This is a genomic window from Thermococcus sibiricus MM 739 (genome assembly GCF_000022545.1).
GTDB classification, from domain to species: domain Archaea; phylum Methanobacteriota_B; class Thermococci; order Thermococcales; family Thermococcaceae; genus Thermococcus_A; species Thermococcus_A sibiricus.
In genome coordinates this window covers 698,076-722,048 of record NC_012883.1, presented here as the reverse complement: position 1 = coordinate 722,048, position 23,973 = coordinate 698,076, and the positions used below count along the sequence as shown (strand labels likewise).

24 protein-coding genes are annotated in these 23,973 nt (G+C 39.8%); 21 read left to right on the top strand and 3 right to left on the bottom strand.

Annotated features, from left to right (window positions below):
- Nucleotides 1-54: 54 nt before the first annotated feature.
- Genes TSIB_RS03860 through TSIB_RS03815 form a run of 10 tightly spaced genes read left to right on the top strand, consistent with a single transcriptional unit; the run spans nt 55 to nt 9,677 of the window.
- Nucleotides 55-711: a flagellin gene (locus TSIB_RS03860; protein ID WP_015849067.1), complete on the top strand. Its 657-nt coding sequence runs from the start codon at nt 55-57 to the stop codon at nt 709-711.
- A gap of 54 nt (nt 712-765) precedes the next feature.
- Nucleotides 766-1,251, top strand: coding sequence for a flagella accessory protein C (locus tag TSIB_RS03855; protein ID WP_048160273.1), 486 nt, complete (start codon nt 766-768; stop codon nt 1,249-1,251).
- Nucleotides 1,248-2,072: a FlaD/FlaE family flagellar protein gene (locus TSIB_RS03850; protein ID WP_015849065.1), complete on the top strand. Its 825-nt coding sequence runs from the start codon at nt 1,248-1,250 to the stop codon at nt 2,070-2,072. The genes TSIB_RS03855 and TSIB_RS03850 overlap by 4 nt, the downstream gene beginning before the upstream one ends.
- A gap of 11 nt (nt 2,073-2,083) precedes the next feature.
- Nucleotides 2,084-2,599 carry a hypothetical protein gene (locus tag TSIB_RS03845; RefSeq protein WP_048160272.1) on the top strand — a complete coding sequence of 172 codons (516 nt, stop codon included), beginning with the start codon at nt 2,084-2,086 and terminating at the stop codon, nt 2,597-2,599.
- A 10-nt stretch (nt 2,600-2,609) separates the two neighbouring features.
- Nucleotides 2,610-3,047 (top strand): flagellar protein G, encoded by a 438-nt coding sequence (locus tag TSIB_RS03840; RefSeq protein WP_048160271.1) that lies wholly within the window; start codon nt 2,610-2,612, stop codon nt 3,045-3,047.
- A gap of 10 nt (nt 3,048-3,057) precedes the next feature.
- A complete protein-coding gene (locus TSIB_RS03835; protein ID WP_048160270.1) occupies nt 3,058-3,753 on the top strand; it encodes an ATPase domain-containing protein in 696 nt (231 codons plus the stop codon).
- 1 nt (nt 3,754) lies between these two features.
- On the top strand, nt 3,755-5,380 hold the full coding sequence (locus tag TSIB_RS03830; protein WP_015849062.1) for a type II/IV secretion system ATPase subunit: 1,626 nt from the start codon (nt 3,755-3,757) through the stop codon (nt 5,378-5,380).
- 6 nt (nt 5,381-5,386) lie between these two features.
- On the top strand, nt 5,387-7,099 hold the full coding sequence (gene flaJ, locus TSIB_RS03825; RefSeq protein ID WP_015849061.1) for an archaellar assembly protein FlaJ: 1,713 nt from the start codon (nt 5,387-5,389) through the stop codon (nt 7,097-7,099).
- Nucleotides 7,096-9,033: a COG1470 family protein gene (locus TSIB_RS03820; protein ID WP_015849060.1), complete on the top strand. Its 1,938-nt coding sequence runs from the start codon at nt 7,096-7,098 to the stop codon at nt 9,031-9,033. Before flaJ ends, TSIB_RS03820 begins: the two co-directional genes overlap by 4 nt.
- Before the next feature lie 5 nt (nt 9,034-9,038).
- Entirely contained in the window at nt 9,039-9,677 is a 639-nt protein-coding gene (locus tag TSIB_RS03815) for a DUF257 family protein (RefSeq protein WP_015849059.1), read from the top strand.
- Here TSIB_RS03815 and TSIB_RS03810 read toward each other — a convergent pair.
- Nucleotides 9,667-10,542, bottom strand: coding sequence for an AEC family transporter (locus tag TSIB_RS03810; protein WP_015849058.1), 876 nt, complete (start codon nt 10,540-10,542; stop codon nt 9,667-9,669). The two genes, TSIB_RS03815 and TSIB_RS03810, sit on opposite strands and share 11 nt — an antisense overlap.
- Nucleotides 10,543-10,616: 74 nt before the next feature.
- Nucleotides 10,617-10,961, bottom strand: coding sequence for a cupin domain-containing protein (locus tag TSIB_RS03805; protein WP_048160268.1), 345 nt, complete (start codon nt 10,959-10,961; stop codon nt 10,617-10,619).
- Between the two features lie 60 nt (nt 10,962-11,021).
- Between TSIB_RS03805 and TSIB_RS03800 the strand changes: the two genes are divergently transcribed.
- From TSIB_RS03800 to TSIB_RS03755, 10 genes are all read left to right on the top strand, one after another.
- The gene (locus TSIB_RS03800) at nt 11,022-12,623 is read left to right on the top strand and encodes a carbamoyltransferase family protein (RefSeq protein WP_015849056.1); all 1,602 of its coding nucleotides are present in this window, start codon (nt 11,022-11,024) and stop codon (nt 12,621-12,623) included.
- Nucleotides 12,624-12,702: 79 nt separating this feature from the next.
- Entirely contained in the window at nt 12,703-13,872 is a 1,170-nt protein-coding gene (locus tag TSIB_RS03795; RefSeq protein WP_048160267.1) for a pyridoxal phosphate-dependent aminotransferase, read from the top strand.
- A gap of 175 nt (nt 13,873-14,047) precedes the next feature.
- Complete coding sequence (locus TSIB_RS03790) at nt 14,048-15,466, top strand: FAD-binding oxidoreductase (RefSeq protein WP_228359829.1); 1,419 nt, start codon at nt 14,048-14,050, stop codon at nt 15,464-15,466.
- Between the two features lie 2 nt (nt 15,467-15,468).
- Nucleotides 15,469-16,623: a (Fe-S)-binding protein gene (locus TSIB_RS03785; RefSeq protein WP_015849053.1), complete on the top strand. Its 1,155-nt coding sequence runs from the start codon at nt 15,469-15,471 to the stop codon at nt 16,621-16,623.
- Between the two features lie 56 nt (nt 16,624-16,679).
- Nucleotides 16,680-18,386: an NAD(P)/FAD-dependent oxidoreductase gene (locus TSIB_RS03780; RefSeq protein WP_228359828.1), complete on the top strand. Its 1,707-nt coding sequence runs from the start codon at nt 16,680-16,682 to the stop codon at nt 18,384-18,386.
- Complete coding sequence (locus tag TSIB_RS03775; protein ID WP_015849051.1) at nt 18,386-19,642, top strand: NAD(P)/FAD-dependent oxidoreductase; 1,257 nt, start codon at nt 18,386-18,388, stop codon at nt 19,640-19,642. Before TSIB_RS03780 ends, TSIB_RS03775 begins: the two co-directional genes overlap by 1 nt.
- Entirely contained in the window at nt 19,626-19,991 is a 366-nt protein-coding gene (locus tag TSIB_RS03770; protein ID WP_015849050.1) for a DUF1667 domain-containing protein, read from the top strand. Before TSIB_RS03775 ends, TSIB_RS03770 begins: the two co-directional genes overlap by 17 nt.
- Nucleotides 19,992-21,497 carry a glycerol kinase 5 gene (locus tag TSIB_RS03765; RefSeq protein ID WP_015849049.1) on the top strand — a complete coding sequence of 502 codons (1,506 nt, stop codon included), beginning with the start codon at nt 19,992-19,994 and terminating at the stop codon, nt 21,495-21,497.
- A gap of 45 nt (nt 21,498-21,542) precedes the next feature.
- Entirely contained in the window at nt 21,543-22,532 is a 990-nt protein-coding gene (locus tag TSIB_RS03760) for an AIR synthase family protein (RefSeq protein ID WP_015849048.1), read from the top strand.
- Between the two features lie 31 nt (nt 22,533-22,563).
- Nucleotides 22,564-22,887, top strand: coding sequence for a hypothetical protein (locus TSIB_RS03755; protein ID WP_048160266.1), 324 nt, complete (start codon nt 22,564-22,566; stop codon nt 22,885-22,887).
- Here the strand turns inward: TSIB_RS03755 and TSIB_RS03750 are convergent.
- On the bottom strand, nt 22,871-23,692 hold the full coding sequence (locus TSIB_RS03750; RefSeq protein WP_015849046.1) for a hypothetical protein: 822 nt from the start codon (nt 23,690-23,692) through the stop codon (nt 22,871-22,873). The two genes, TSIB_RS03755 and TSIB_RS03750, sit on opposite strands and share 17 nt — an antisense overlap.
- A gap of 59 nt (nt 23,693-23,751) precedes the next feature.
- On the opposite strand from TSIB_RS03750, the gene TSIB_RS03745 reads away from it, so the two are divergent.
- Nucleotides 23,752-23,973 (top strand): LSm family protein, encoded by a 222-nt coding sequence (locus tag TSIB_RS03745; protein WP_015849045.1) that lies wholly within the window; start codon nt 23,752-23,754, stop codon nt 23,971-23,973.

The following is a 23,973-nucleotide window of genomic DNA, read 5'->3' as shown; positions in this document are numbered from 1 at the left end:
ATAGTCAAAGAACCTTATATCCTATTGCAGAATTTCCAATGGAGGTGTCAAAAGGTGAAGCCTATTTTTGGTAAGAAGAGGGGTGCTGTTGGTATTGGTACCCTGATTGTGTTTATAGCCATGGTTCTAGTGGCAGCAGTAGCTGCAGCAGTACTCATCAACACCAGCGGCTACTTGCAACAAAGAGCAGAAGCCACAGGAAGACAAACAACAAAAGAAGTTGCCAGCGGATTAAAGATAGACAAGGTAGTTGGTCATGTAGGTACTAGTGGAATAGACATGCTTGCAATATATATCTCACTCAATGCAGGAAGCGAACCAATTGATCTCACCCAGACAAAACTCTACTTAAACGATGGAAATACAGTCGCAGTATTAGAGTATGGATCTGGAGCCTTTAACAAAACAGTCACCAACAACATATTCGACAATACCACATTATCAGGAGCTTGGAGCACAAACGTCGATGGAACTCACTTTGGAATACTTGTGATTCAAGATGCTGATAACTCACTCAGCGCTGACACACCAACAATAAACGCTGGAGATGTAGTGATTCTGACCGTAGACGCAAAGGATGTATTTGGTAGTGAAATCCCAACAAGAACGGAAATCGCTATTGAGGTCAGGCCAGAATTTGGAGCACCGGGTTACACCAAGGTCATAACCCCACCGAGCTACGGAACCTACAAGATTATAGAGCTCAAGTGATGCTTCAATTCTTTCTATTTTTCAATTTTCAATCAACTCCTGGGTGGGACAGGGATGTCGTTCAGTTATTTGAAAGAGAAGTTCAAGAAAAAATCAGAAAAAGATGAAATCGAGCAACTAGAACTTGCTCTAAGTGAAGGAAACACTCAAGAAAACCCAAAAGAGCAGAAAGAAGATGAAGAAAAAATTACCCTCATAATGAACAGAATTAATGAAATCGAAAATGAGCTACCAAGAATTAAGGTCAACATCGACACTTTGAAGTCTCAAATCCAAGAACTAAGAGATGAAATAGAAAAGCTTGACAAAACTATCAAAGATGTCATGATGCTCTATGAAGTAGTATCACAAGAGATAAACCCCTTTAGGGATCTGGATAGTGAAAACCCAATAGTAAAAGAAATACATGAACTAAAGCAAGATCTCGAAGATATTAGAAAAGAAATAGCACAGATAAGAGGAGATTTGAAACTCCTTGCCTATCACGGGGTAGACCTCGACAAGATAATATACGAAGCAATCTCGGAGGGAGAAACATGATAACCGAGAACGAGATAGACAGTAAACTTCAGAAGCTACAGGGGGAAGTACCTAATGTCCTTATCAAGGACTTAAAAAACAAATTAGTTTCAAAAATAGACATCTTAACACCAGAGCAAGTGGATCTAATCATAAACAAGGTCCTCGAGAACTATTCAAGTCAAGCAGAAAGGCTCAGAAGGTTAGACAAAAGAGTAGAAGAGATTGGGAAATACTTAGAGGAAATAAGAAGACATTTAATGGACAAAACAACACTTCATAAAGAATTTAATGAAAAGTCCGAGAGAGTTCCAGAGAGAATTCCTGAAGTTGAACACCAAGAGGGAATTAAAAGTTATGATCCCCCGAAGATTGAATTAATTGAAAATAATATGAGTGGGGAGGAAGAAATCTTGACTGAAGAATTTCAAATTCCGAAAGATGTGAGAGAAGCCCTAATAAACCCAACAAAAATGAGGGCAAGATTAGATCATCTCCCAAATGACACTGCCTCAACAATGATAGCACTAAAATGGCTAGGTTTCCTCATCGACAGAGCAGGAGTGCTGAATCTAGAAAACATCCTTGAGTTTTACTATACAATAGGGTGGATCTCCGAAGAAGTATTGGAAAGCCTATTGAAGTATGCAAACGGGACCAGACCTCACCAGAGAGAACCAAACTGGAAACCAGATGACAAACTTACGATTCAAGATCACTTAATATCACTCCTGTTCATTGAGCGCCTAAGAGGTACTAAAATAACCCCAGAAGTCCTGAACTCTCTAGAAAGAGAACTCAAGATGATGAATAAGATTCTTGAACATGTATATGGTGTTTAAGGGGATAGGGTATGGGATTCAGCGTTTCAGCAAGCTTTGCAGTGATATTCATTGCGTCGATAATGGCATTTGGCACTCTCTATATCTCTCTCGAGAATACTTATACTTCAATAGCTGAGTCCGTTGAAACGTACAAAGAAACTTTCATAAAATCCCAGACGTCATATCTTGCTCTACAAGATGTCTCTCACATCAATCCTGGAAGTGATGTGTCCATCTATACAATAACTTTCAATATTAGCAATAATGGCTCCACCCTATCCCCTAGATATTGGGATTTTATTCGTGATGGACAACTAAAGGAGCCCGATGGATCGACACTCATAGTGGAGGATAAAGCGTATTTACTTCCCGGAGAATCCATACTAATACGAACTACTGAAGTGAAGGATCAAATTATCCACAGTCTGATAGTAGCAACTGAAACGGGGTGTTCTCTGAAAATAGAATGGAAATGGATATGGCTTGATCCAAATCAAACGATTGGTCAACCTTCTATTGTTGGAAAAGCTTGGTACTGCTCCTAAGGTGATACTAATGGCGAGCTCAGTAATTTCAGAAATAATCCTTTTCATTGTTTCCCTCCTTGTCGCAGGAACAATAGCTGGAGGTCTTTATATAGTGACCCAGGACTTAGCAGATAGTATAAGCACTAGAGGAACAATAATAGCCCAAAATCTCAGAGTGGACTTCACAATAATAAATGATCCAGAGAATATTCCTTTCTTGGGTGGAGCTTATGTGTTCTATATCAAAAACACTGGGAGTGAGGAATTCTCCTTTACAAGCAGCACTATTATTGTCTTTATTGACGGGAATCTCATTCCTCCTTCAAATCTCACGCTGACACCATCTACCCTTTATCCATATGATATCGGCGAGTTGAGAATAAGTACTACTCTTTCCTCCGGCTATCACAAACTTGTTGTGGTCATTGAAAATGGAAAACAGCGTGAATTTATATTCAAAATCTGAGGTGAACACCATGACTCGCTTACTTAAAATGCAAATCCCAAATGATGAGCTTCACAGACGATTAGGTGGAGGAATACCCTCTGGGAGTTTAATATTTATAGAGGGAGACAGAGGGACTGGAAAGTCTATATTCTCCCAGAGGCTTGCTTATGGATTTCTAAAAAATGACATTCAAGTTAGTTATGTTTCTACCCAACTCACAACCCCTGAATTTATAAATCAAATGGAATCACTAGGATATAGCGTAATCCCCTTTCTGACAAAACGAAAACTTCTTTTTGTGTCGTTATATCCTCTTTTGAGCAGTGTTTCTAAAAGAGGAAGGTTTTTACCAAGATTCTTGAGCGAGGAACGATTGTGGGAAAAAGATGTTATTATCATAGATTCACTGCCTTCCATTTTACCTCCAAAAATAGATGAGGAGACTTTGAGAAAGTTTACAGAACATCTCAAAAAATTAAGTGCTCTTAACAAGGCCATAATATTAACAGCAAACCCAAGTGATCTCGATTCTTCTGTACTCTCGATTTTAGAAGAAATAACTACAATGCTCATAAGATTGCAGGTCAAAGTATTCGGAGGAGACTTGAAAAATTCTGCCACTATCGTGAAGTATAACAATGCTATGGGAGTTTTTCAGAAGGTAATTCCATTTAGAGTAGAACCCAAGGCAGGATTTATAGTGGAGATAGCTGCGGTGGTGTAGAATGGCTGAGATTAGCAGAGAAACCTTAGAAACCGCAATGGCAAGAAATCCACACTTAAGAGAATACGTTGAAAAGTTTACTAAAAAATATGGAAAAGTTCCAGAATTCTACACTCAACTGAGCAGAGATCTGAAAGAAATAAAGTATCCCAACATAGTATATCCAGTCGGAGACCCTCTTTTTGTTCACATTTACGGAGACCCAAAAACAGAGAGAAAATACATAGTAATAGAGCCCAGAATTCAGAACACAGAAGAGCGAGTAAAATACGAACTAGTCAAAGAAAAAATTCTTGAACTTGCTCCTTCAAAGACAATACCCGAAAACAGGGAGGAATTTGAAATATTCCTAGATCAACTGTATAATGAGGCCCTCCAGAAGATTAACAATAGGGGTTTTTTCTCTAGAAAAAACGTTAAAATAACAAAAATAGAAATTGAGAAATTTAGATATCTCATAAAAAGAGATATTGTAGGAATTGGGCCATTAGAGGTTCTCATTAGAGATCCATATATTGAAGATATTCACATATTGGGTGCCGAATATGTGTCTTTAATTCACAAGATCTTTGATGCTTTACCCACCAATATAAAATTTGAGAGTAATATTACATTGGCCGATTATCTCAAGGCCTTAAGTGAAAGAATTGGAAGGCCTGCTAGTGACAAAAACCCCATTGTTGATGGAACACTTCCAGATGGATCAAGAATCAACATAATATACAGCCCAGATGTTAGTATAAAAGGATCCTCAGCTACAATAAGAAAATTCTCCACTACTCCCCTAAGTGTTGTCCAACTTGTAAAGTGGAATACATTTTCTGCAGAAGTCGCGGCATATTTATGGCTTGCATTAGAATATGGTATGAGTGTTTTCGTATGTGGAGAAACAGCAAGTGGAAAAACCACCACTTTAAACTCTATCGTTCCTTTCATCAAGCCTCAATCAAAGATTTTTACTGCTGAAGACACTCCAGAGGTTGTTGTTCCTCATCCTACTTGGCAAAGACTTACAACAAGAGAAAGAGGACCTGAGGAAAGCAGAGTTACACTTTTTGATCTCTTGAAAGCGGCACTGAGATCAAGACCAAATTATATCATTGTAGGTGAGATCAGAGGTGCAGAGGGTGCAATTGCTTTTCAAGCCATGCAAACGGGCCATCCAGTCATGGCAACTTTTCATGCCGGCGATATAAAGAAGATGATACAACGTTTTACCGGGCATCCAATAAACGTCCCTGTGACTTTTATAGATAATTTGAATATTGCTCTCTTTCAGCAGGCCGTATATGTTAAGGGAAGATTCCTGAGAAGGATCCTCAACGTTGTTGAGATTGAAGGTTATTATGAGGAGCTTGGAGGAGTAGCAACAAGGAGTGTGTTTGAATGGGATTCTGTGGGTGATAAACATATATTCAGAGGTATGAACAATTCATATATCCTTGAGAGGAAAATCGCTGAAGTTGCTGGTTATGAAGATCCAAAGGACATTTACAACGAGCTATTTCTAAGAGCTAGGATAATCCAGAGAATGGCAGAACTTGGAATAACTAACTATTGGGATGTCTATAGAGAGATAAAGAACTTCTATGAAAAGGGCATTCAAGGATTAAGCTTTAGATTGTAGGTGAATATGATGCCAAGAGAAAAAGTCAGCATATTTATCCAAGCTGATTTGGATGTGAAGAGGTATGCAAGAAAAGTATTATTGCCCAGCATAGCTGGGAGTATCATTCTTTTCATAGTTTTCTCACTTGTTCCCAGGTTTACTACAATTTCACGGATAATTCGGATTGCTCTCTATGCGATTCCCATTCTTCCTCTGGTTTACGCAATCATGCACCCTTACTCAATGGCAAGTGGGAAAAAAGTAAAAATAAATTCAAAAATCCCTTATTTTGTAACCTATTTTGCGGTACTTTCCACTAGTGAAGTTGGAAGAAATGAGCTTATACACACATTAGCAAAGGAGAAGGTTTTAGAGCCTATTTCAAGAGATATGGAAAAAATCTACCATTTAATAGCAAAGTTTAATCGTGGAATGCCTGAAGCGTTTAGATTTTTGGTTAAGAGAACACCAAGTAAGGTCTTCTCAGACTTTCTAGAAAGACTCGCATATTCATTGGATAGTGGTGTGGAGCTAAGAGAATATCTACTCCAAGAGCAGAAAATTGTGATGGATGATTATCAGACATTTTATGAGGGAGCACTCTACGACTTGGACGTCTTTAAGGAGGTATATAGCTCTCTAATAATTTCTGTAGTATTTATGGTGACCTTTATTATTATAGGGCCGATTATTACCGGGCAAGATTTAGTAACCCTTACAATTTTTACATTTATACTTGTTATGGTCGTGGAAATGGGAGTCTTGATTTTGATAAAACATAAAATGCCGGAAGATAATATATGGGCCCACAATGCAATGAATCCAGAACGAAAAGAGAAATTAATACGAGCTATCCTACTCTCTATCGCTGGAACGGCCGCTGTTGGAATCTTATACTTTTTTGTAATAAGAGTAAGATTTGATGTGCCAATAGAAATCGCCATCGCTTTGTTTTTGACTCCGATAGCATACATTGGATACGTTCTTTCAAAAGAAGAGGAAGAGATTTTGGTAAAAGATGAGAGCTTTCCATCGTTTATGAGGAGCTTAAGCTCGTCTTTAGCAGCTAGTGGAGTATCTATGGCACTAGTTCTAAAATATTTGAGCTCTCACGATTTTGGAAGCCTCACTAAAGATATCCGAAACTTGAACAAAAGAATTTCCCTCAAGATAGACGATACCAAATCATGGAAATACTTCGTTTCAGAGACCGGAAGCTGGCTCATAGATATCTTCTCAGACATCTTTAGAAAGAGTCTACACTTAGGAGCGGACCCCGATTATGTAGGAAAAGTCATTTCTAGTAACTTTGAGAGACTTCTAAGACTTAGAAGAAAGAGAAAACAGAACGTGGCCAGTTTTAAAGGGGTTATCTATGGAGTTACTGGAGCTTTTGCCTTTTCTGTCGCAGCAGCATTTCAAGTTGCAGTTTACATGACTCACCTTTTCTCAAGTGTCCAGCTACAAGGAGAGTTCATTCAAGACATACTTTTTGTTCCAAGCCCAGAAGGGCTCCAACTAACAAACTACATCCTTATTTCTATTCTTCTAGTTCACTCCTTAATTTCAGCATTCTCAATAAAAATTGCAGATGGAGGGCACCTAGGAATAGCCCTCTATTATTTTGTTATGCTTACATGGATGTCCGCAATAGGTATCTATCTTGGGGAATTCATAATGGGTAAAATGATGACGTTTTCAAGCATTTTACTTCCTCTGCTGGGGGTGATAACATGAAAAAGTTAATCTCTCTCTTATTCCTAATAATTCTACTCCCATATGTAACTGCACACTCTATCATAACAGGATGGGTAGAAATACCCTCTAGAATTGGGATAAAAGATTACCCCTTAGAGGTCAGGGACGTTTCACCAACCGAAGGTTCTTTGCTTGTTGAACTCAATAATAGAGAATACATTCTGAAACCAGAATCGCTACTGAACACAAGTTTTTATTCGGTTTACATGAATTCGGTATTCTTAAAAGAAAATGGAGGTTATGCTATTTTTAACATTACTTTTCCATATCTCCTAGAAAACCAAACTCTTTTAGCAGAAGACTATGCCCTCACACTTCTCTCAATAGAAGAAAATAGGGCAAAAATTAGGCTTAGGTATAATGACATTGAAAAAGAACTCATATATAATGGAGGTAAGATAGAATTCAATGGATTAACAGCCCAACTTTCTATAATGCCCCTTCTTTTTGATGGGTATCTTCACAAAGGAAGTACCAAATACCTTCAAGATTGGCAGATAAAGCTTGAAGATTATAATATTACTGAAATCAACGGAGAACTCAAAGAATTTGCAAAGATCTCTATTAACAACAAGGAGTACTGGATAGAAGTAGGGGACACGTTGAAAGCCGAAGGAATTATTGTTGAAACTAAGGAGTTGATTGGTTCAATGTACTTGAAGACAGCGATAAAAATAAACGGAGCTTACGTGTCCCTCTCTATTTCTCCGAGTTTATATAAAGAGCTGGAAGAAGGCAAAGATACTCAAATAGGGCCTTATATTGTTAAACTCGAAAAAATATTCTCTGATGGTGTCTATATATCTATTAAAAACACGTGTGGAATGACCCTTAAGAGCGCGTGGATACGTTTAGGGAAAATTGGAACATTAGTATCACACGGAGGTTTGCATATAGGGGTCACTGAAATAAGTAACATGGCTACCAAAAAAGTAGCAAAAATAATAGGGTTTTTAGACGAAAAAGAAATACCAAAAGTCGGAGAATACGCATTTGCAAATGTTTCTTTTTTAACTCCCTCAATGGCTCTTCAATTTGAACCATTCAACAGCACTATTGTAATAAAAAACACAGGAGACATTGATTTGAAGCATATTGAAATAGTCCCAAAGCTTTCTGAAGAATTCAAAATCATAAGCTCATATCCACTATATATTCCAGAACTTGGGGTAGGGGAAAAGATAGAGTTTAACGTCCGAATCGAACCAAAGAAAGGAGGGTTTCTACAACTGGGAAACATTGAAATCCAGGCAAATGTTCCATACCAACTTTCATGTGATGGTTTTGCTAGAATCTCATTTTCTTCGGAGACCCGTTGGATAAATGTGGACAATGCAACTCCAAAATACAAACTTGTTCTAAACAGCCAAAATGGCACAGTAGGTAGTAGCACTCAACTTAACCTTACTGTTGTAAACATGGGGAACACTAAAGGGCCGTTTACAATAACAATAGCACTTCCAGAAAGATCTGCCATAATCGGGGAAAACATAAACCTCCAAGGGAGATTTGTTTATTTTGAAGATTCATTAAACCTCAAGGAGAACAAAACATATTCCTTAATCTTCATACCTAACCAAGAAGGAGAATTCGAGATACTAGCAGCACTGAAAAAAGGAGAGTATATTATCAAGAATTCTACAGTTGTGGAGATTTTCACCACTCCAGCACCCATAGAAAAAGAGAACTTTGGGAATTCTACAGACGAAACCTCTACTTCCACTGCACCAAAAATTATTAAAGAAACCATTACAACGACAGTGACTCACACAAAAGTCCTAAACTCCACAATAACAGTATTTCCAATAAAACAGAAACTTCTTTTTGGTGGAGCTGGATTTACAGGAGGTATGGCCTTTATACTCCTCCTTGCTTGGATTGCTGCAAAACTTGAAGAAAGGAGTAGGAGGTAAGAGATATGAAAACAGATATTATTTGGGATTCACTAAAGTTTGGAGAGACTGTGCTTCTAGAACATGACTCCCTGATGTTTCCATACAAAGAGCTTGCTGAGTTAACAGCTTGGAGTAAAAAAAGAGGTTACTTTTTGGTTATTGAAGACATTCTCGATACTCTCTACACATACAAGAGTCAGATGGAACTTGCAGGTATAGACTCCAAAATATTAGACAACATAAAAGTGCTTAAAACTGGGGGAAGGTTAGAAGTAGGGAACGTCATAACACGGTTTCAGGTTAGTGATATACTATCATTAACAAAAGAATTTGAAATGAACTATGAGCATATCCTCTCTCGAATAGAACACGCAACAGTCCCCATAGTTGGACTCGACAAACTGTTTTTACTAGCTGAATCCAAGCTGGAGATTCTAGCCCTAGTAAATACAATTGCTAGATATGCTGGAAGTAGGAAAAGAACTGCCTTTTATTTCATTAACACTGATGTACTAATGAATAACATCCCCTATGTGATTCCATTATTGGAAGAACTAGCCAGCACTGTGATCAAAATCTATAAAGACGACGAGAAAACTTTCAAAATCATAAAATCTACAAACAATAGATTATGGAAAGCATTTCAAATGGTCAAACAATAACTCTAAAGACTAAAAAGATTATTAAAACCATCAAAGTTAAGACAATCGTAACTCCTATCCCTTCTTCTTCTCTAAGCCTATAATGGGCCAAAATCGCATTACCTATTATTGCAGGAGGCATTGTTGCTTCTACAAGAACTGCATAAAATATGTCTGACGGAGCTTTTAAAGTTAGAAAAACAAAGATAAATGGCAAGACTGTTCTAAATGTAGCGACTTCTAAAAGCTTCCTTATCTCAAATTTCTGAAGGTTTATCCGAGAACCAAAGTAGATCAAGGTTAGAGGGATACACCACCATCCAACCTGATTCATAACTGTTAACAGAGCATTGGGTAATTTAATGCCCAAAAATACAAAAGCAAGGGCAAGAAGATTAGCACTCGTGGGTGGGAACTTTAATGCCTTTAAAAGACTGTCTTTTAATGAAGCTTTTCCACTGGAGTAATGAGCAGCCAAAAATGTGGCCAGCGGAATGATTATTAGTGTGTGTATGCTAGCATAGAGTAATACGGGAGTTAGATCGTCTAAAAATAAGCTGGCTATTGGGAAGCCCATGGCCACAGTGTTCGGATACGTAGAAAGAATAATCAAGGCTCCTTTCCATCTATCATCATTCACAAAAAACCGTGCATAAGTATATGAAGATAGAAGATTCAGCCCGATGATCAAGAAGACATAAATAAAAACCAGTCTTATTTCGATAAGGTATTCAAGATCCTTCGCTGCCACACTTGAAAAGATGTAAAACGTCAAGAGGGCTTCCACTGCAATCTTATTAAGATAAATAAATGGCTTGTCTGATTTTATTATCCTCTTCAAAGCAAACCCGGTGGTGATTAGAGCCAACATTTCATAGATGTTCATGCTTTGAGATAAGATGGGGGATTAAATAATTTTTCGCTTAGTTGAATTTTAAACCACTTCGTGCTCCTCCCATCTCAATCGCCTAACCATACACTATCATCACCAAAGTAGTTCAACTTAACAACAAAAAGTCTAAATGGCTTTTCTCCCTCATTAATAACCCAGTGAATTGTTTGTGGTTTTACAAGATAAATGTCTCCAGGCCTTGCATCATATTCGACTTCACCGATCCCAAGCTTGGCCTCCCCAGAAATTATGTAAAAAAGCTCATACTGTTTTTCATGATAATGTTTAGGAACTCTCTGTCTAGGCTTTATCTCCACTATTTGAGCATAGCTTCTCTCCGGGAGGTCACCTTCAAACAACGGTGCTTTTCTATATGTTCCCTTATTAACAAACTCCTCAATCTTTCCTTTCATTTCAATCCCCATTTTGTATTTCAAAGTTATGTTTAAAAATCATCCACTCAATCCTCACATATGATTATACTCGGAGTGCATGATGGACACGACTCTGGAGCAGTGCTCTTCAAGGGAGAAGAAATCTATGCTGTAAATGAAGAGAGGTTAAATAGAATAAAGAAGTACCGAGGATTTCCAGAGCTCAGCATAAGGGAAGTCCTTAAAAGAGGGAATGCTAATCCAGAAGAAGTCGACGTAATAGCAGTAGCAGGACTTTTTAGAAAGCATTCTCGATTGTTAAAACTTGAAAAAGGCCTTGAATCAGTTTTCGGCAAAGACTTTAAGAAAAAAGTTCTCTTTGTGGAACATCACCTTGCTCATGCCTCTTCGGCCTATTACACCTCAGGATGGAAAGAAGCCCTAGCCCTCAGTATCGATGCCACTGGAGATGGGTTGAGCTCCTCCATCTACCTCGGAAGAGATGGAGAGATGATAAGGATAGCACAGAGTACTTATCTAGACTCTCTTGGAGATTTTTACGCCTCAATTACTGAACTTTTAGGTTTTAGGCCAATGAGACACGAAGGGAAGGTCATGAGCTTAGCTGCCTATGGCAGGCCAACTTATGATCTGTCAAATATAATAGAGTTGAACGGTTTAAGCTTTGAAAACAATCTAAGAGTTGTTGGGCTTGAAGCCACAAAAAAGCTTGCAGAGTTTTTTAACTATCCTCTTTCAAAAGCCAAAGATATCGCCCTGCAAATGAAAAAAGGAAAATTGGATGGAGAAATAACACAAAAAGCAATAGAAATAGCTGCAAGTGCCCAAACACATCTGGAAAAGATTGTCAATGAGCTTGGATTAAAACTTAGAAGTTACAACTTAAAACTCGCCTATGCTGGAGGAGTGGCCCAGAACGTAAAGGCAAATGCAGTCTTGAGGAAACATTTCCCAGATTTATGGGTTTTTCCCGCTATGGATGATTCCGGGTTGGCCTTTGGTGCTGCAGCTTTTGTAAAGGCCCAGTTTGAGAGACTTGATGGAAAATGGAGACCTTTCAAATTGAAACATGTCTATTTAGGCCCTTCCTATGATGAGAGCGAAATTGAAGATATCTTAAAAGAAAGCAGCCTCAACTTTGAGTACCGTGAGGACATAGAAGGCTTTGTCACTGAGAGCCTAATAGAGAATAAAATACTTGGGATTTTCCAAGGGGCAATGGAATACGGCCCAAGAGCCTTAGGTAACAGGTCAATTATTGCGGATCCCAGAGACAAGAGAGTGGTCAAAAAATTAAATGCAACATTAAATAGAGATGTCTTCCAACCCTTTGCTCCTTCAATACTTGAGGAGAGAATTGGAGAGTATCTTAAAGACCCCTATCCAAACAAGTTCATGACAATGAGCTACACGGCAACGGAAAAAATGATAAAAGATGCTCCAGCAGTTGTTCATGTTGACGGGACGACAAGGCCCCAAACACTCCTGAAAGAGGACAATCCACGATATTATAACATAATAAAGCGGTTTGAGAAAGAGACAGGTATTGGAGCAATCCTTAACACATCATTCAACATGCATGGGGAACCAATAGTTTGTTCACCAGAAGACGCTTTAAAAACCTTCAAAACCGCCAAGCTTGATCTCTTAGTTCTAGAGAACTTTATTGTCTACCAATGATCTTTTTTATCCACTATTGTAAACTATTTTATGTAGGTAAAATTATAAACATCAAGGAGTACTCCCCTTGGTGATGCTGATGGCCCTAAGTGATAGACTCGATATGGTGAACCCTTCTGAGATAAGAAAGCTTTTTGACCTTGCTCAAGGCATTGAGGGAATAATTTCACTTGGGATTGGAGAGCCTGACTTTGACACACCGGAACATATAAAAGAGTATGCAAAAGAAGCACTTGACAAGGGATTGACTCATTATAGTCCAAACATCGGAGTTTTGGAACTCAGAGAAGCAGTTGCAGAAAAATTTAAAAGAGACAACGGAATTGAGGCAGATCCAAAAACCCAGATAATGATAACTGTCGGCACTAACCAGCAAATCTTGATGGGACTTGCAACATTTCTAAAAGATAATGAAGAGGTCCTCATACCATCCCCAATGTTTGTTAGCTATGCCCCAGCAGTTGTTTTAGCTGGAGGAAAACCTATCGAAGTACCCACATACGAGGAGAATGAATTCCGATTAACTGTAGAGGAACTGGAAAAGCATGTCACCCCCAAGACAAGAGCACTAATTATAAATACACCAAACAATCCCACCGGTGCTGTTTTAGCCAAGAAAGATCTCGAAGAGATAGCAAGCTTTGCAGTTGAGCATGACTTAATGGTATTAAGCGATGAAGTTTATGAATACTTTGTCTATGATGGTGTTAAAAATTACAGCATTGCTTCTTTAGATGGCATGTTTGAGAGGACAATAACAATGAATGGCTTCTCCAAGACCTTTGCAATGACTGGATGGCGTTTAGGATTCCTAACAGCTCCAGAATGGGTAGTGGAGAAGATGGTTCGCTTCCAGATGTACAACTCAACTTGTCCAGTGACTTTCATCCAATACGCAGCTGCAAAGGCCCTAAGAGACGAAAGGAGCTGGAAAGCTGTGGAAGAGATGCGCAGGGAATACGAAAGGAGAAGAAACCTCGTCTGGAAGAGGCTAAACGAAATGGGACTGCCGACTGTTAAGCCTAAGGGAGCGTTCTACATAATCCCAAGAATTAAAGACACTGGACTAACGAGCAGAGAGTTTAGTGAGTTAATGATAAAAGAAGCAAAAGTAGTTTTAGTCCCAGGGAGTGCCTTCGGAAAGGCTGGAGAGGGCTATGTTAGGATAAGCTATGCCACAGGTTACGAAAAGCTTGAAGAAGCCATGGACAGAATGGAAAAGGTGCTAAAAGAAAAGAAACTCGTTTAAAACTACCCATTCTCCCCTTATATTTTCTTTTGAAAATCTCATTCACTGGAACATGTAATCAAGAAGATCAAACTTTTATCAGACCTTGATGGGTTTTATTACTCCTAACTGCTTTTAAGATCCTTAAAAAGTTTTTTAATTTCAAGAGTATAAACTTTTACTTAGAGGTGATACTTTGACCGATTTTGATATCGTAATGAAATATGATCACAAACTCTCATCAAAAGTTCTGGCACATTTAAGCCAAGTGGTGGGAGACCGACTATCCACCAAAAAAGTCGATCTTCTCACTTATAGCAGAGATTACTGGCCAATAACCCTTCACTGGATGCTCAAAGGAAAACTACCAGCACTGCCAGATGCTGTAGTTTGGCCTGAAAATAAGGAAGAAGTTGAGGAAATAGTAAAGATAGCACACGAAACCTCCATTCCTATCTATGCCTATGGAGGGGGCTCCGGAGTTTTAGGAGGGACAATCCCAGAAAAGGGAGGAATAATCGTAGATCTGAAAAGAATGCGCTCTATCAAGCTCCACGAAGAGGACCTTCTAGTGGAAGTAGAGGCTGGGACTAACGGATACTATCTAGAAAAATACCTAAATAAGAAAGGCTACACACTGGGCCATTTTCCACAGTCCCTCTACCCATCAACTGTAGGCGGTTGGATAGCAACCAAAGCCACCGGCCAGTTCTCCACAAAATATGGTGGAATAGAAGACATGGTCCTAGGTCTTGATGTTGTTCTCCCCTGGGGAGAGAGCATTGAGCTAAAACCCCACCCAAGAAGTGCCACCGGGCCTGACTTAAAGGGAATCTTCATTGGAAGTGAGGGAACACTTGGAATAGTGACAAAGGCCTGGCTTAAAATATGGCCCTACCCAGAAAAGAGGGTAAACCTGTCATTTGCCTCTGAGAACCTTAATGATGCCCTAGACTCAGTGAGAAGAATACTAAGGAGAGGTGCCAAGCCAGCGGTTGTGAGAATATACGACACCATAGAAACTAAAAGGCACTTTTATAACTTTGAGAAAGCATACGGAAAAGTAGCCACAGTTATGATACTCGAAGGAGACACTAGAACAGTGGAAGCAGAAGAAAAGATAGTAGGGGAAGAGTTTAAAGGGACACCTATAGGAGAGGGTCCTGTTGACCACTGGTTAAAGACAAGGTTTAACGTTAAAGAGGCCTCAGAGTTCGCCCCATTGGGGGTAGTTTTCGATACCATCGAAGTCTCAATTAACTGGAGTAAAGCAACACAATTGTATAACGAGGTCTCTAAAGCTATGCGCTCTGTAAAAGGGACTCTTTTTGCCTCAGCTCATGCGTCTCACTTCTACCCCCAAGGAGTGTGTTTCTACTTCACCTTTGCAGGTGTTCCAAAAGGAGATCCAACGGAATATTACAACAAAGTCTGGGATGCTACAATGAGAGCCACGCTAAATGTGGGCGGTGCAATAAGTCACCACCACGGAATCGGGAGACAGAGGAGAGAATGGCTCCAAGAAGAGCTTGGAAATGCCTTTGAAGTTCTCAGAAGAATAAAAGATGCCCTTGATGAAAAAAGAATCATGAATCCCGGAAATATGGGGGTTTGAAAATGCCCGGAAAGTGGGACTGGTTAAGAGATGAAATTAAAGGAATTGAGCTGCTGAGAAGTGCACCGTTAATCTTTAGATTCATAAGCGGGAAGTTTAAAGGGCCAGATGATCTCATAAAATGTGCCCTTTGTCCCAATATGTGCCGCCATGCATGTCCCATAAGTATCGTGGATGGAAAAGAGACCACGTCTCCAACGGGAAAAACCAGAACTGCGTTCTTCATAAGAGAAGGCAAGTTAGAGCTAAATTTAGAAAACCTTGAACCACTTTATATGTGCCTTTCATGTAATGCATGCAGCGAATGGTGTCCCTTCAACTTCTCTGTGGCTGATTTAATAAGACCCATAAAAGAGGAAGCCATTCAAAAAGGAGTGGTATTTAACGAGTTTAAAGACGTTCTTGAGAACCTTGAACGTTATGGATACGTTTATGGAAAACCTCAATCCCAAGAGGAAGCAAAAAGTGGGAACATCCTGTACTTAAGGGGCTGTACCATTAGGGAGAAGTATCCTGAACTCGAAAAGAAAGCTATAAAAGTGCTCAACAGCCTTGGAGAAGACGCATTTATTATAAATGAGAAGTGTTGTGGAATTCCTGCTTATAATATTGGAAACATCGAACTCTTTAAGAAACTAGCACGAGAGCAGGCGGAGATAATAAACTCCTCAGGAGCGGAAGTTGTCGTGACCTCATGCCCTTCCTGTGCATACGCTTACAGAGTTATTTACCCAGAATATGGGGTAAAGATCAAGCCCAAGGTTCTACACATCACAGAGTTTGTCAAAGAAAAATTAAATGAACTGAAAAACCTGAAACTCAAAGATACCATAACTTTCCATGAGCCATGTAAGCTGGCCATAGGGCTCAATAAACCTGAAATTCTCGAAGAGATTCTTTCAAAGATAGAAGGACTTGAGATTAAGGCACCTCGGAGGAAAAGAAAAGAGACTTTTTGCTGTGGTTACGGTGGAAGTACCGTATCTCGCCTAAGGTCTGAGCTCGCGGATGAAATAGCACGGGAACGCCTCAAAGAGCTTCAAGAGGAGGCCGAACTCATAGTGACAGCATGCCCCACTTGTAAGCTTGCCTTTAACTCCAACGATGGCAAAGTCCTTGATATTGTGGAACTCCTATACGAAGCTCTGGAGGGGTGAATTTGGTCTCACTCGAATCCAAAGTGAATAAAATATTGAAAAAATATCCCTATAACTTGTCGTTTGAAATAAAAGACCAAATAGTCTTTCTATATGGAGAAGTGGAAAAATATGAAGAATGGGTAGAAATAGGGCTTTCAATTGGCAAAATCAAAGAGGTTGAAGGAGTGGTAAACAAAATAAAGTGGAAAGACTTCCCAGAGGAGAAAACCAAAGCAAAAGAAGAACACAGAAGAAGAATATTCAAGGAAAACAAGGAAAAAATCCTCGGAGAATATGATGTCGTCATAATTGGGGGAGGAATTATAGGTGCTGGCATTGCGAGAGAACTCTCCCGCTATGATTTGAAAATAGCACTCTTAGAAAAAGCGCCCGATGTTGCTACTGGGGCTACAAAGGCTAACAACGGCATGATACATCCCGGAGTGGCCCCTCCAAAGAACACCCTAAAACGAAAACTCAACATTAAAGGAAATGCACTTTATGATAAGTGGGCCGACGAGTTGGGCTTCAAATTCAGGAGAGTTGGGAGTTTATGGTTGATAACCCCCAGAACCCTTAAAAAATATAGGAAATACCTACCCGGGCCACTCTACACCTTGACTCTAAAATACATCTTCCCATGGCTCGTAAAGATTAAAGGGATGAGGAATGGTGTAAAAGGGATTAAAATCATCCGCGGAAAAACAATATTTGACATGGAACCTTATGTCACCAAGGATGCAGTGGCAGCTGTGTATGTACCCTCTACAGGTATTGTAGATCCCTATGAAGTCGCAATAGCACTTGCGGAGAATGCTCAAGAGAATGGAGTAGAAATCCACTTGAAAACAGAGGTTGTTGGATTCTTAAAAGAGGACAATTCAATAAAGGGTGTTGTAACAGATAGAGGGACTTTTTTATGCAAATATGTGGTTAATGCGGCTGGGATTTATGCAGATGAGATAGCAGAGCTTGCTGGAGCGAGGGAATACACAATACATCCAAGAAAAGGTGTGGAACTGATGTTCCATAAAGATACTGGTCATTTAGTTAACCACTGCATCTCCGAGCTTTTCTACCCTCAACACCCAACCACCAAGGGAGGAGGATTAAACCCAACTGTTCATGGAAACATAATGTGGGGCCCAACTGCAGTTGAAGTTCCAGACAAAGAGGATGTTTCAGTAACAAGAGAAGAAATAGAATTCATTTTAGAGAAATACTCCACTATAATCCCAGAATTTCCAAAAGATCAGCTTATACGCTATTTCGCAGGAGTGAGGGCTCCAACATTTACAGAGGATTTCATAATAAGACCCGCTAAATGGGTGAAAAACTTCCTCCACGTTGCAGGGATACAATCACCGGGACTTGCCTCAGCACCGGCAATAGCCAAGTATGCTATAGAACAGCTCAGAAAAATGGGACTAAAATTAAAAGAAAAGCCACAATTCAACCCAAAAAGAAGCTCAATACCACGAACAGAAGAACTGCCGGTAGAAGAACTCAACAAAATGATTAAAGAGAATTCAAAGTGGGGAAACATTATCTGTACCTGTGAAACGGTCTCTGAGGCAGAAATTGTTGAAGCCATTAAACGAGGCGCTCAAACAGTGGATGCCATAAAAAGAAGGACAAGGGCCGGAATGGGAACGTGCCAAGGGAGCTACTGCACCATCAAGATAGCAGAGATTCTCGCAAGAGAACTCAATGTACCTCTACGAGAAGTTCTAAAGGAGAAAGGCAAACTCTTCAACGGGCCCGTTAGAGGTGAAGACTAATGAAAACCTATGAGTATGATGTTATTGTTATTGGGGGTGGACCATCAGGGCTCGCAGCAGCTACGAAGCTTGCAGAAAAAGGTTATTCTGTGGGTCTTGTAGAGAGAAAAGAGGAACTCGGGGGTATTTTAGATCAGTGCATTCATGATGGATTTGGAACCAAGATCTTCAAAAAGACACTATCAGGCCTGGAATTCTCAGCATTTTTCATACAAAAAGTACACTCAAGCAACATAGAGACACACCTAAACACCTATGTAAAGGACATGAGAATTGACAAAAACAAAAAGGAAATACTCACCATAAGCCCCGAAGGAGTAAAGAAAATTAAGGCAAAGGCTATAGTATACGCCTTGGGATGCAGAGAAAGGCACCAATTCGAAATAAAAATCGGTGGGACAAGGCCTGCAGGGGTTTATACCGCAGGAATGGTTCAAAGACTTGTCAATCTCTATGGAATCCTTCCGGGGAAAAATATTCTCATTGTTGGTGGCGGAGACGTGGGAATGATCGTGGCAAGACACCTCCATCTGGAGGGAGCAGAAAGCATTCTCATAGTATTCCCAGAAGAACGCTTTGCTGGGTTGCCAAGAAACGTGCAACAGTGTGTGCTGGATTTTAAAATCCCTTACCGCCCCCGCACAATTGTAAAAGAGATAGTTGGAAAAGAAAGAGTCGAAGGGGCAATACTGGCAAAAGTCGACGAAAAATGGCAACCAATCCCTGGGACAGATGAATTTTATCCATGCGACACTATAGTACTCTCCGTCGGCCTCATTCCATACTCAAGAAAACTCAAAAATATCGGGGCGGAAATAGATCCAAAAACTAAAGGGCCAGTTGTTAATGAGTTCTTTGAAACCACTGTAGATGGAACTTTCGCCGTAGGAAATCTTGTTCAGATATTCGATTATGTTGATGATGCAGTTGAGAGCGCATTCATGGCTGCTGAAGGAGTGGAAAAATACCTAAATGCAGAGCCAAAGGGAGAAAGAATAGAGTTAACCCCCGGAAAGAGCATAAGGACTCTCACTCCACATGTGATTGAATGGAAAGATGAAAGAAATATTGTCGCGTTCTTCCGGCCCGGTTTAGAAAAAGAAAATGTATATGTAGAGCTTAGAGATGAAAAGGGCACCTTGCTCAAACGATATTTCCGCCGGTACATAAGACCTTCCACACTTGAGAGAATAGAAATCCCACGAGAAATATTGAAAGGAACTAAAAAGGTGGTCTTGGATGTCGGAGAAAGTTGAGATACTCTGCATAAGATGCCCAAAAGGCTGTATGCTCACGGTAACAGTCAGAGACGACGAAATAGTTGTAGAAGGGAATGACTGCCCAGTAGGGGAAAAATATGGAATTGAAGAAATTAAAAATCCAAAAAGAATAGTAACATCCACCGTTAGGATTCTAAATGCCAAATACCCACGATTACCTGTTAGAACTGCTGAACCAGTACCCAAAGAGAGAATAAAAGATGTTATCAATGCTCTAAAAGAGGTTGTAGTTGAGGCCCCTGTTAAAATGGGCCAGGTGATTCTAAAAAATGTTGGAAACACAGGAGTAGATGTGATTGCTGAAAGAGATATGGAGAGGGTATAAATGGATTATTTCCTCGTTTTGGATGTGGGAACAACCAATATAAAGGCGTTAGCATTTTCCCAAGGAGAGCTGGTAGCAAGTTTTGAAGAACGCCCTAAACCCTACTACCCCCACCCCGGATGGGTGGAAGAAGACCCCAAGGAGGTCATTGAGATTGTTTACAAACTTCTGGATAAGGCCGAAGAAGAGCTTGGCAAACCCCTAGGCGTTGCACTCACAAACCAACGAAGCAGTACTGTTTTATGGGATAAAGAGACCGGAGAACCATTATATAATATGATTACATGGCAGGATACTAGGACAGAAGATATTATTGAGAAGTTCTCCTCAAAATTCATGGTTAGATTTGGGAATACGCTTGGAAAAGTACTTAATATTCTCTCCAAAGGTCTTCCGTTCATCCGAGATACACGAAAGGGTGCATATATAATTACCCTAGCCTATGTCCAATTTGGAACAACGCATTCATCAATGCACCTTCGGTGGCTTATGGAAAATGTTCCAGAAGCTAAAAAGGCCATGGAGAAAGATTCTGCAATTTTTGGGACAGTTGACTCATGGATTTCATGGAATCTAACTGGAAAACATGTTACAGATTACACCAACGCAAGTGCTACCGGACTCTTTGACCCCTTCTATTTAAAGTGGAGTGATAATATTACTAAAATAGTCGAAATACCAAAGAAAATTCTTCCCCAAGTAGTGCCAAATGATACTCCAATTGGAGAGATCAAAGACTACAATGTTCCCCTACTAACTGTAATAGCAGACCAACAAGCCTCTATTTACGCAGCTGGAGTTTCAAAAGGGACAACAAAAATGACAAATGGAACTGGAACCTTCATCGACATCAATGTTGGTGAAAAGCCTCTCCCAGGAGCTCTTGGCCTCTATCCAATGGTTGCTTTGGGCACAAAAGAACACACTTTATATCTTCTTGAAGGATCTGTAATAACTTCCGGCTCTGCAGTGGAGTGGCTTGTAGATGTGGGCCTTATAAAAGACTATTCTGAGATATCAACTGCCTTTGCAGAGAGTGAAAATGAAGTGATATTCATACCTGCACTTTCTGGTCTTGGCACCCCCCATATCAGGCCAAATGTTAAGGGAACACTCTTTGATATTACAAGAGGGACAAAAAGAACTGACTTAGTCAAAGGGATGATAGAGGGAATAGCCATGAGGTGTGCAGAAATAATTGACCACATGGAATCAAACTCCAGGATAAAGATTGAAAGGATAATAGCCGATGGAGGCCTTTCGAAAAGCGATGAGTTCCTCCAAAGTGTGGCTGACTTATCATCCAAGGATATAATGAGGCCAAAGTATTTAAATGCCTCAGCTTACGGTGCTTATTTGCTTTCGGAAGCTGTTTATTCCCAAAGAGACGTCATAGCCTCGTGGAAACCTCCCAAAATTGAGAAAATTTTCCGACCCATGAATAAAAGAAGCGAATTCAAGAAAAAGTGGAAAAAGAGATTAAAAACTGTGATCGAAGCTTATTGAGCAACCTTTATATTTTCTCCTTCTAAAAAAAGTCGGGGATGAAAAATGCTTCCGGGAAAAGTTCCTCCAGAAGTTCTCGAAAAAATCGTCTTTGACCGTTTGGGAGTTAATGACGAGAGAGTTATCATGAAATCTGGTGTGGGAATTGATGCTGCAGCAATCGACTTCGGAGACAGTGTTCTGGTCGCCACAAGTGACCCCATTACCGGGGCTGAGAAGCATATTGGATTTTACGCTGTGAATGTGAATGCAAATGACGTTGCAACTTTTGGGGCCAAACCGAAATGGTTCTTAGTGACAATACTTCTTCCTGAAAATGCAGATGAAGAGCTCCTCGAAAAAATCATGGAAGATATGCATAAAAGTGCTGAAAGGTTAGGTATCTCCATAGTGGGGGGTCACACTGAAGTTACAGTAGGCCTAAACAGGCCAATAGTCATAGGCACGATGCTTGGGGAAGTCAAAAAAGACCAGCTTGTAACTTCAAATGGGGCCAAGCCAGGGGATGTAATAATACTCACAAAAGGGGCTGGAATTGAAGGGACTTCAATAATAGCAACCGAAAATGAAGAAGAACTAAAGAAAGTCTTTGGAAAAGAGCTTGTTGAAAATGCCAAAAGGTTCTTACAAAAGATTAGTGTTGTAAAGGAAGCTCTAATAGCAGCGAAGATCGGAGTTCACGCTATGCATGATCCCACAGAGGGGGGGATTGCAAATGGTTTCCACGAAATGGCCGACGCTGCCGGAGTTGGCTTTAGAGTTTACTATGAGAAAATTCCTATAGCAGAAGAAACCAGAAAGTTGTGCGAACACTTCCAGCTAGATCCACTCGCCCTAATAAGCTCGGGCTCCCTTTTAATTGCAGCGCCACCAGAAAAAGCTGAAAAGGTTGTGGAGGCAATAAGAAGGAAAGGAATCGAAGTTGCAATAGTGGGAGAGTTCTTGGAGGACAATAATGTAAAAGTCATTGTAAAAGATGGAAAAGAAATCCCTCTAAAAAGACCTGAAACGGACGAAATTTGGAAGCTCTTTTAAAGTTTTTTTCTTACTATATATGGTGGTCATAATGGCCGATGTGGAAATGGCAAGAACCCTCATAAAAGTTGGAGGGATTTTAAGTGTCATAGAGCCATTCGTTATAGCAGTTCTCCTTCTGCTCACAGTGATAGGAATTTTGTTCGCAATACCATTCGCAATCCTTGGCTACTGGATATACAAAAGAACCGAAGAATGTACTGAATTCATTGAAAATGGAGAGTACAAAAAAGCAAAAGACAAACTTCTGATACCAGCGATAATCGCCCTTATCTTAACCAGCAGGGTTGGGGGAATTTTAATGCTGCTTGGCTTGATATTACTACCCTCAAAAGACCTTACCTCAACCTCCTGATCTTCCCACCTTTTATGTCAATACGACCCTCTTTTTCTAGCATTCTAAAGATCTCTTCAAGGGCCTTTGCATGTGTTACATTTATTATCATCTTGCCCTTTTCCGTTGGTATTTCCATTGGCATGGCTTTAAGAAAGGCTTTAAGTAGCTCATCTTTTGGAACTTTATCACTAGCAACAGCATTCAGCAACTCATTAGCCACTATTCCTCGGGAAATCAAGGCAAAATAAACCCCCATAACCATGTCTTCTTCAAAATATTTTGCCGCTATGTGCAAGGCCCTGTTGATCTTTTCTATTTCAAGTTCTTTAATTTCGATCTCATATTCTGGAAGCAAATCTACAAAAGCAAACTGCTTCGCTATCTTCTCAATACTCTCCAAATCCTTTGCAAGTTGATACGGAAAACGGAACTGGAATCTTAACTTTTTAATATCGATATCCTCTTTTAGTTTTGCTTTATTCTCCTCAACAACAATGACATCATTTCTAAATAGCTGATCAAGCACATCGCCCATCCAATATCCTTCTTGGAGTAGCCTGTTTATGTCTTCCCCATCTTTAAGATGTTCAAGAGCGTGATTAATCTGCTCCTTAAATCCCAAAAAACCCTGATGAATAACCTCTTTTTCATCACTTTGAATTGAATTTATAGTGTTTCCAATCTCTTCCAATGTGCCCTCAATCATGTAACCTACAAATGCCTCATATCCAAGTCTTTCTTTAACTGAGAATTTTATTTTTTCTCTTTTAAGCTCGTCCAAAAATGCTTCTTTTATCATTTCATTCTTTGTGATCAACCTCATGCAATCACCAGATGGAAAAAGCTAAAAGCCATTTATAGTCTTTTTGTATAGGTGAAAAGATGAGTGAAGAAAGTCCCCCATTACTTGAAAAAACACTAGAAAATTGGAAGGGGAAAAAGGTTGCCCTTGCAGTTGGAGGAGATCATTCCTTTACAGGAATCCTCGAGGAATTTGATGAAGAGATTATTCTTCTTAAGAACGTTATGGATGTTGTTGGAAATAAAGGAAAGTCTTTGATAGTTAAAATAGACGATATCAACTGGATAATGCTCTTGGAGTGA

What these genes read in the sequence shown, in the direction of transcription:
- TSIB_RS03760 (WP_015849048.1), top strand. Translation starts at nt 21,543, where the DNA reads ATGCTTCCGGGAAAAGTTCCTCCAGAAGTTCTCGAAAAAATCGTCTTT.
- TSIB_RS03805 (WP_048160268.1), bottom strand. Translation starts at nt 10,961, where the DNA reads ATGAAAGGAAAGATTGAGGAGTTTGTTAATAAGGGAACATATAGAAAA.
- TSIB_RS03815 (WP_015849059.1), top strand. Translation starts at nt 9,039, where the DNA reads ATGAAAACAGATATTATTTGGGATTCACTAAAGTTTGGAGAGACTGTG.
- TSIB_RS03785 (WP_015849053.1), top strand. Translation starts at nt 15,469, where the DNA reads ATGCCCGGAAAGTGGGACTGGTTAAGAGATGAAATTAAAGGAATTGAG.
- TSIB_RS03745 (WP_015849045.1), top strand. Translation starts at nt 23,752, where the DNA reads ATGAGTGAAGAAAGTCCCCCATTACTTGAAAAAACACTAGAAAATTGG.
- TSIB_RS03755 (WP_048160266.1), top strand. Translation starts at nt 22,564, where the DNA reads ATGGCCGATGTGGAAATGGCAAGAACCCTCATAAAAGTTGGAGGGATT.
- TSIB_RS03775 (WP_015849051.1), top strand. Translation starts at nt 18,386, where the DNA reads ATGAAAACCTATGAGTATGATGTTATTGTTATTGGGGGTGGACCATCA.
- TSIB_RS03765 (WP_015849049.1), top strand. Translation starts at nt 19,992, where the DNA reads ATGGATTATTTCCTCGTTTTGGATGTGGGAACAACCAATATAAAGGCG.
- TSIB_RS03835 (WP_048160270.1), top strand. Translation starts at nt 3,058, where the DNA reads ATGACTCGCTTACTTAAAATGCAAATCCCAAATGATGAGCTTCACAGA.
- TSIB_RS03840 (WP_048160271.1), top strand. Translation starts at nt 2,610, where the DNA reads ATGGCGAGCTCAGTAATTTCAGAAATAATCCTTTTCATTGTTTCCCTC.
- TSIB_RS03770 (WP_015849050.1), top strand. Translation starts at nt 19,626, where the DNA reads ATGTCGGAGAAAGTTGAGATACTCTGCATAAGATGCCCAAAAGGCTGT.
- TSIB_RS03800 (WP_015849056.1), top strand. Translation starts at nt 11,022, where the DNA reads ATGATTATACTCGGAGTGCATGATGGACACGACTCTGGAGCAGTGCTC.
- TSIB_RS03820 (WP_015849060.1), top strand. Translation starts at nt 7,096, where the DNA reads ATGAAAAAGTTAATCTCTCTCTTATTCCTAATAATTCTACTCCCATAT.
- TSIB_RS03850 (WP_015849065.1), top strand. Translation starts at nt 1,248, where the DNA reads ATGATAACCGAGAACGAGATAGACAGTAAACTTCAGAAGCTACAGGGG.
- TSIB_RS03855 (WP_048160273.1), top strand. Translation starts at nt 766, where the DNA reads ATGTCGTTCAGTTATTTGAAAGAGAAGTTCAAGAAAAAATCAGAAAAA.
- TSIB_RS03810 (WP_015849058.1), bottom strand. Translation starts at nt 10,542, where the DNA reads ATGAACATCTATGAAATGTTGGCTCTAATCACCACCGGGTTTGCTTTG.
- TSIB_RS03830 (WP_015849062.1), top strand. Translation starts at nt 3,755, where the DNA reads ATGGCTGAGATTAGCAGAGAAACCTTAGAAACCGCAATGGCAAGAAAT.
- TSIB_RS03750 (WP_015849046.1), bottom strand. Translation starts at nt 23,692, where the DNA reads ATGAGGTTGATCACAAAGAATGAAATGATAAAAGAAGCATTTTTGGAC.
- flaJ (WP_015849061.1), top strand. Translation starts at nt 5,387, where the DNA reads ATGATGCCAAGAGAAAAAGTCAGCATATTTATCCAAGCTGATTTGGAT.
- TSIB_RS03845 (WP_048160272.1), top strand. Translation starts at nt 2,084, where the DNA reads ATGGGATTCAGCGTTTCAGCAAGCTTTGCAGTGATATTCATTGCGTCG.
- TSIB_RS03795 (WP_048160267.1), top strand. Translation starts at nt 12,703, where the DNA reads ATGGCCCTAAGTGATAGACTCGATATGGTGAACCCTTCTGAGATAAGA.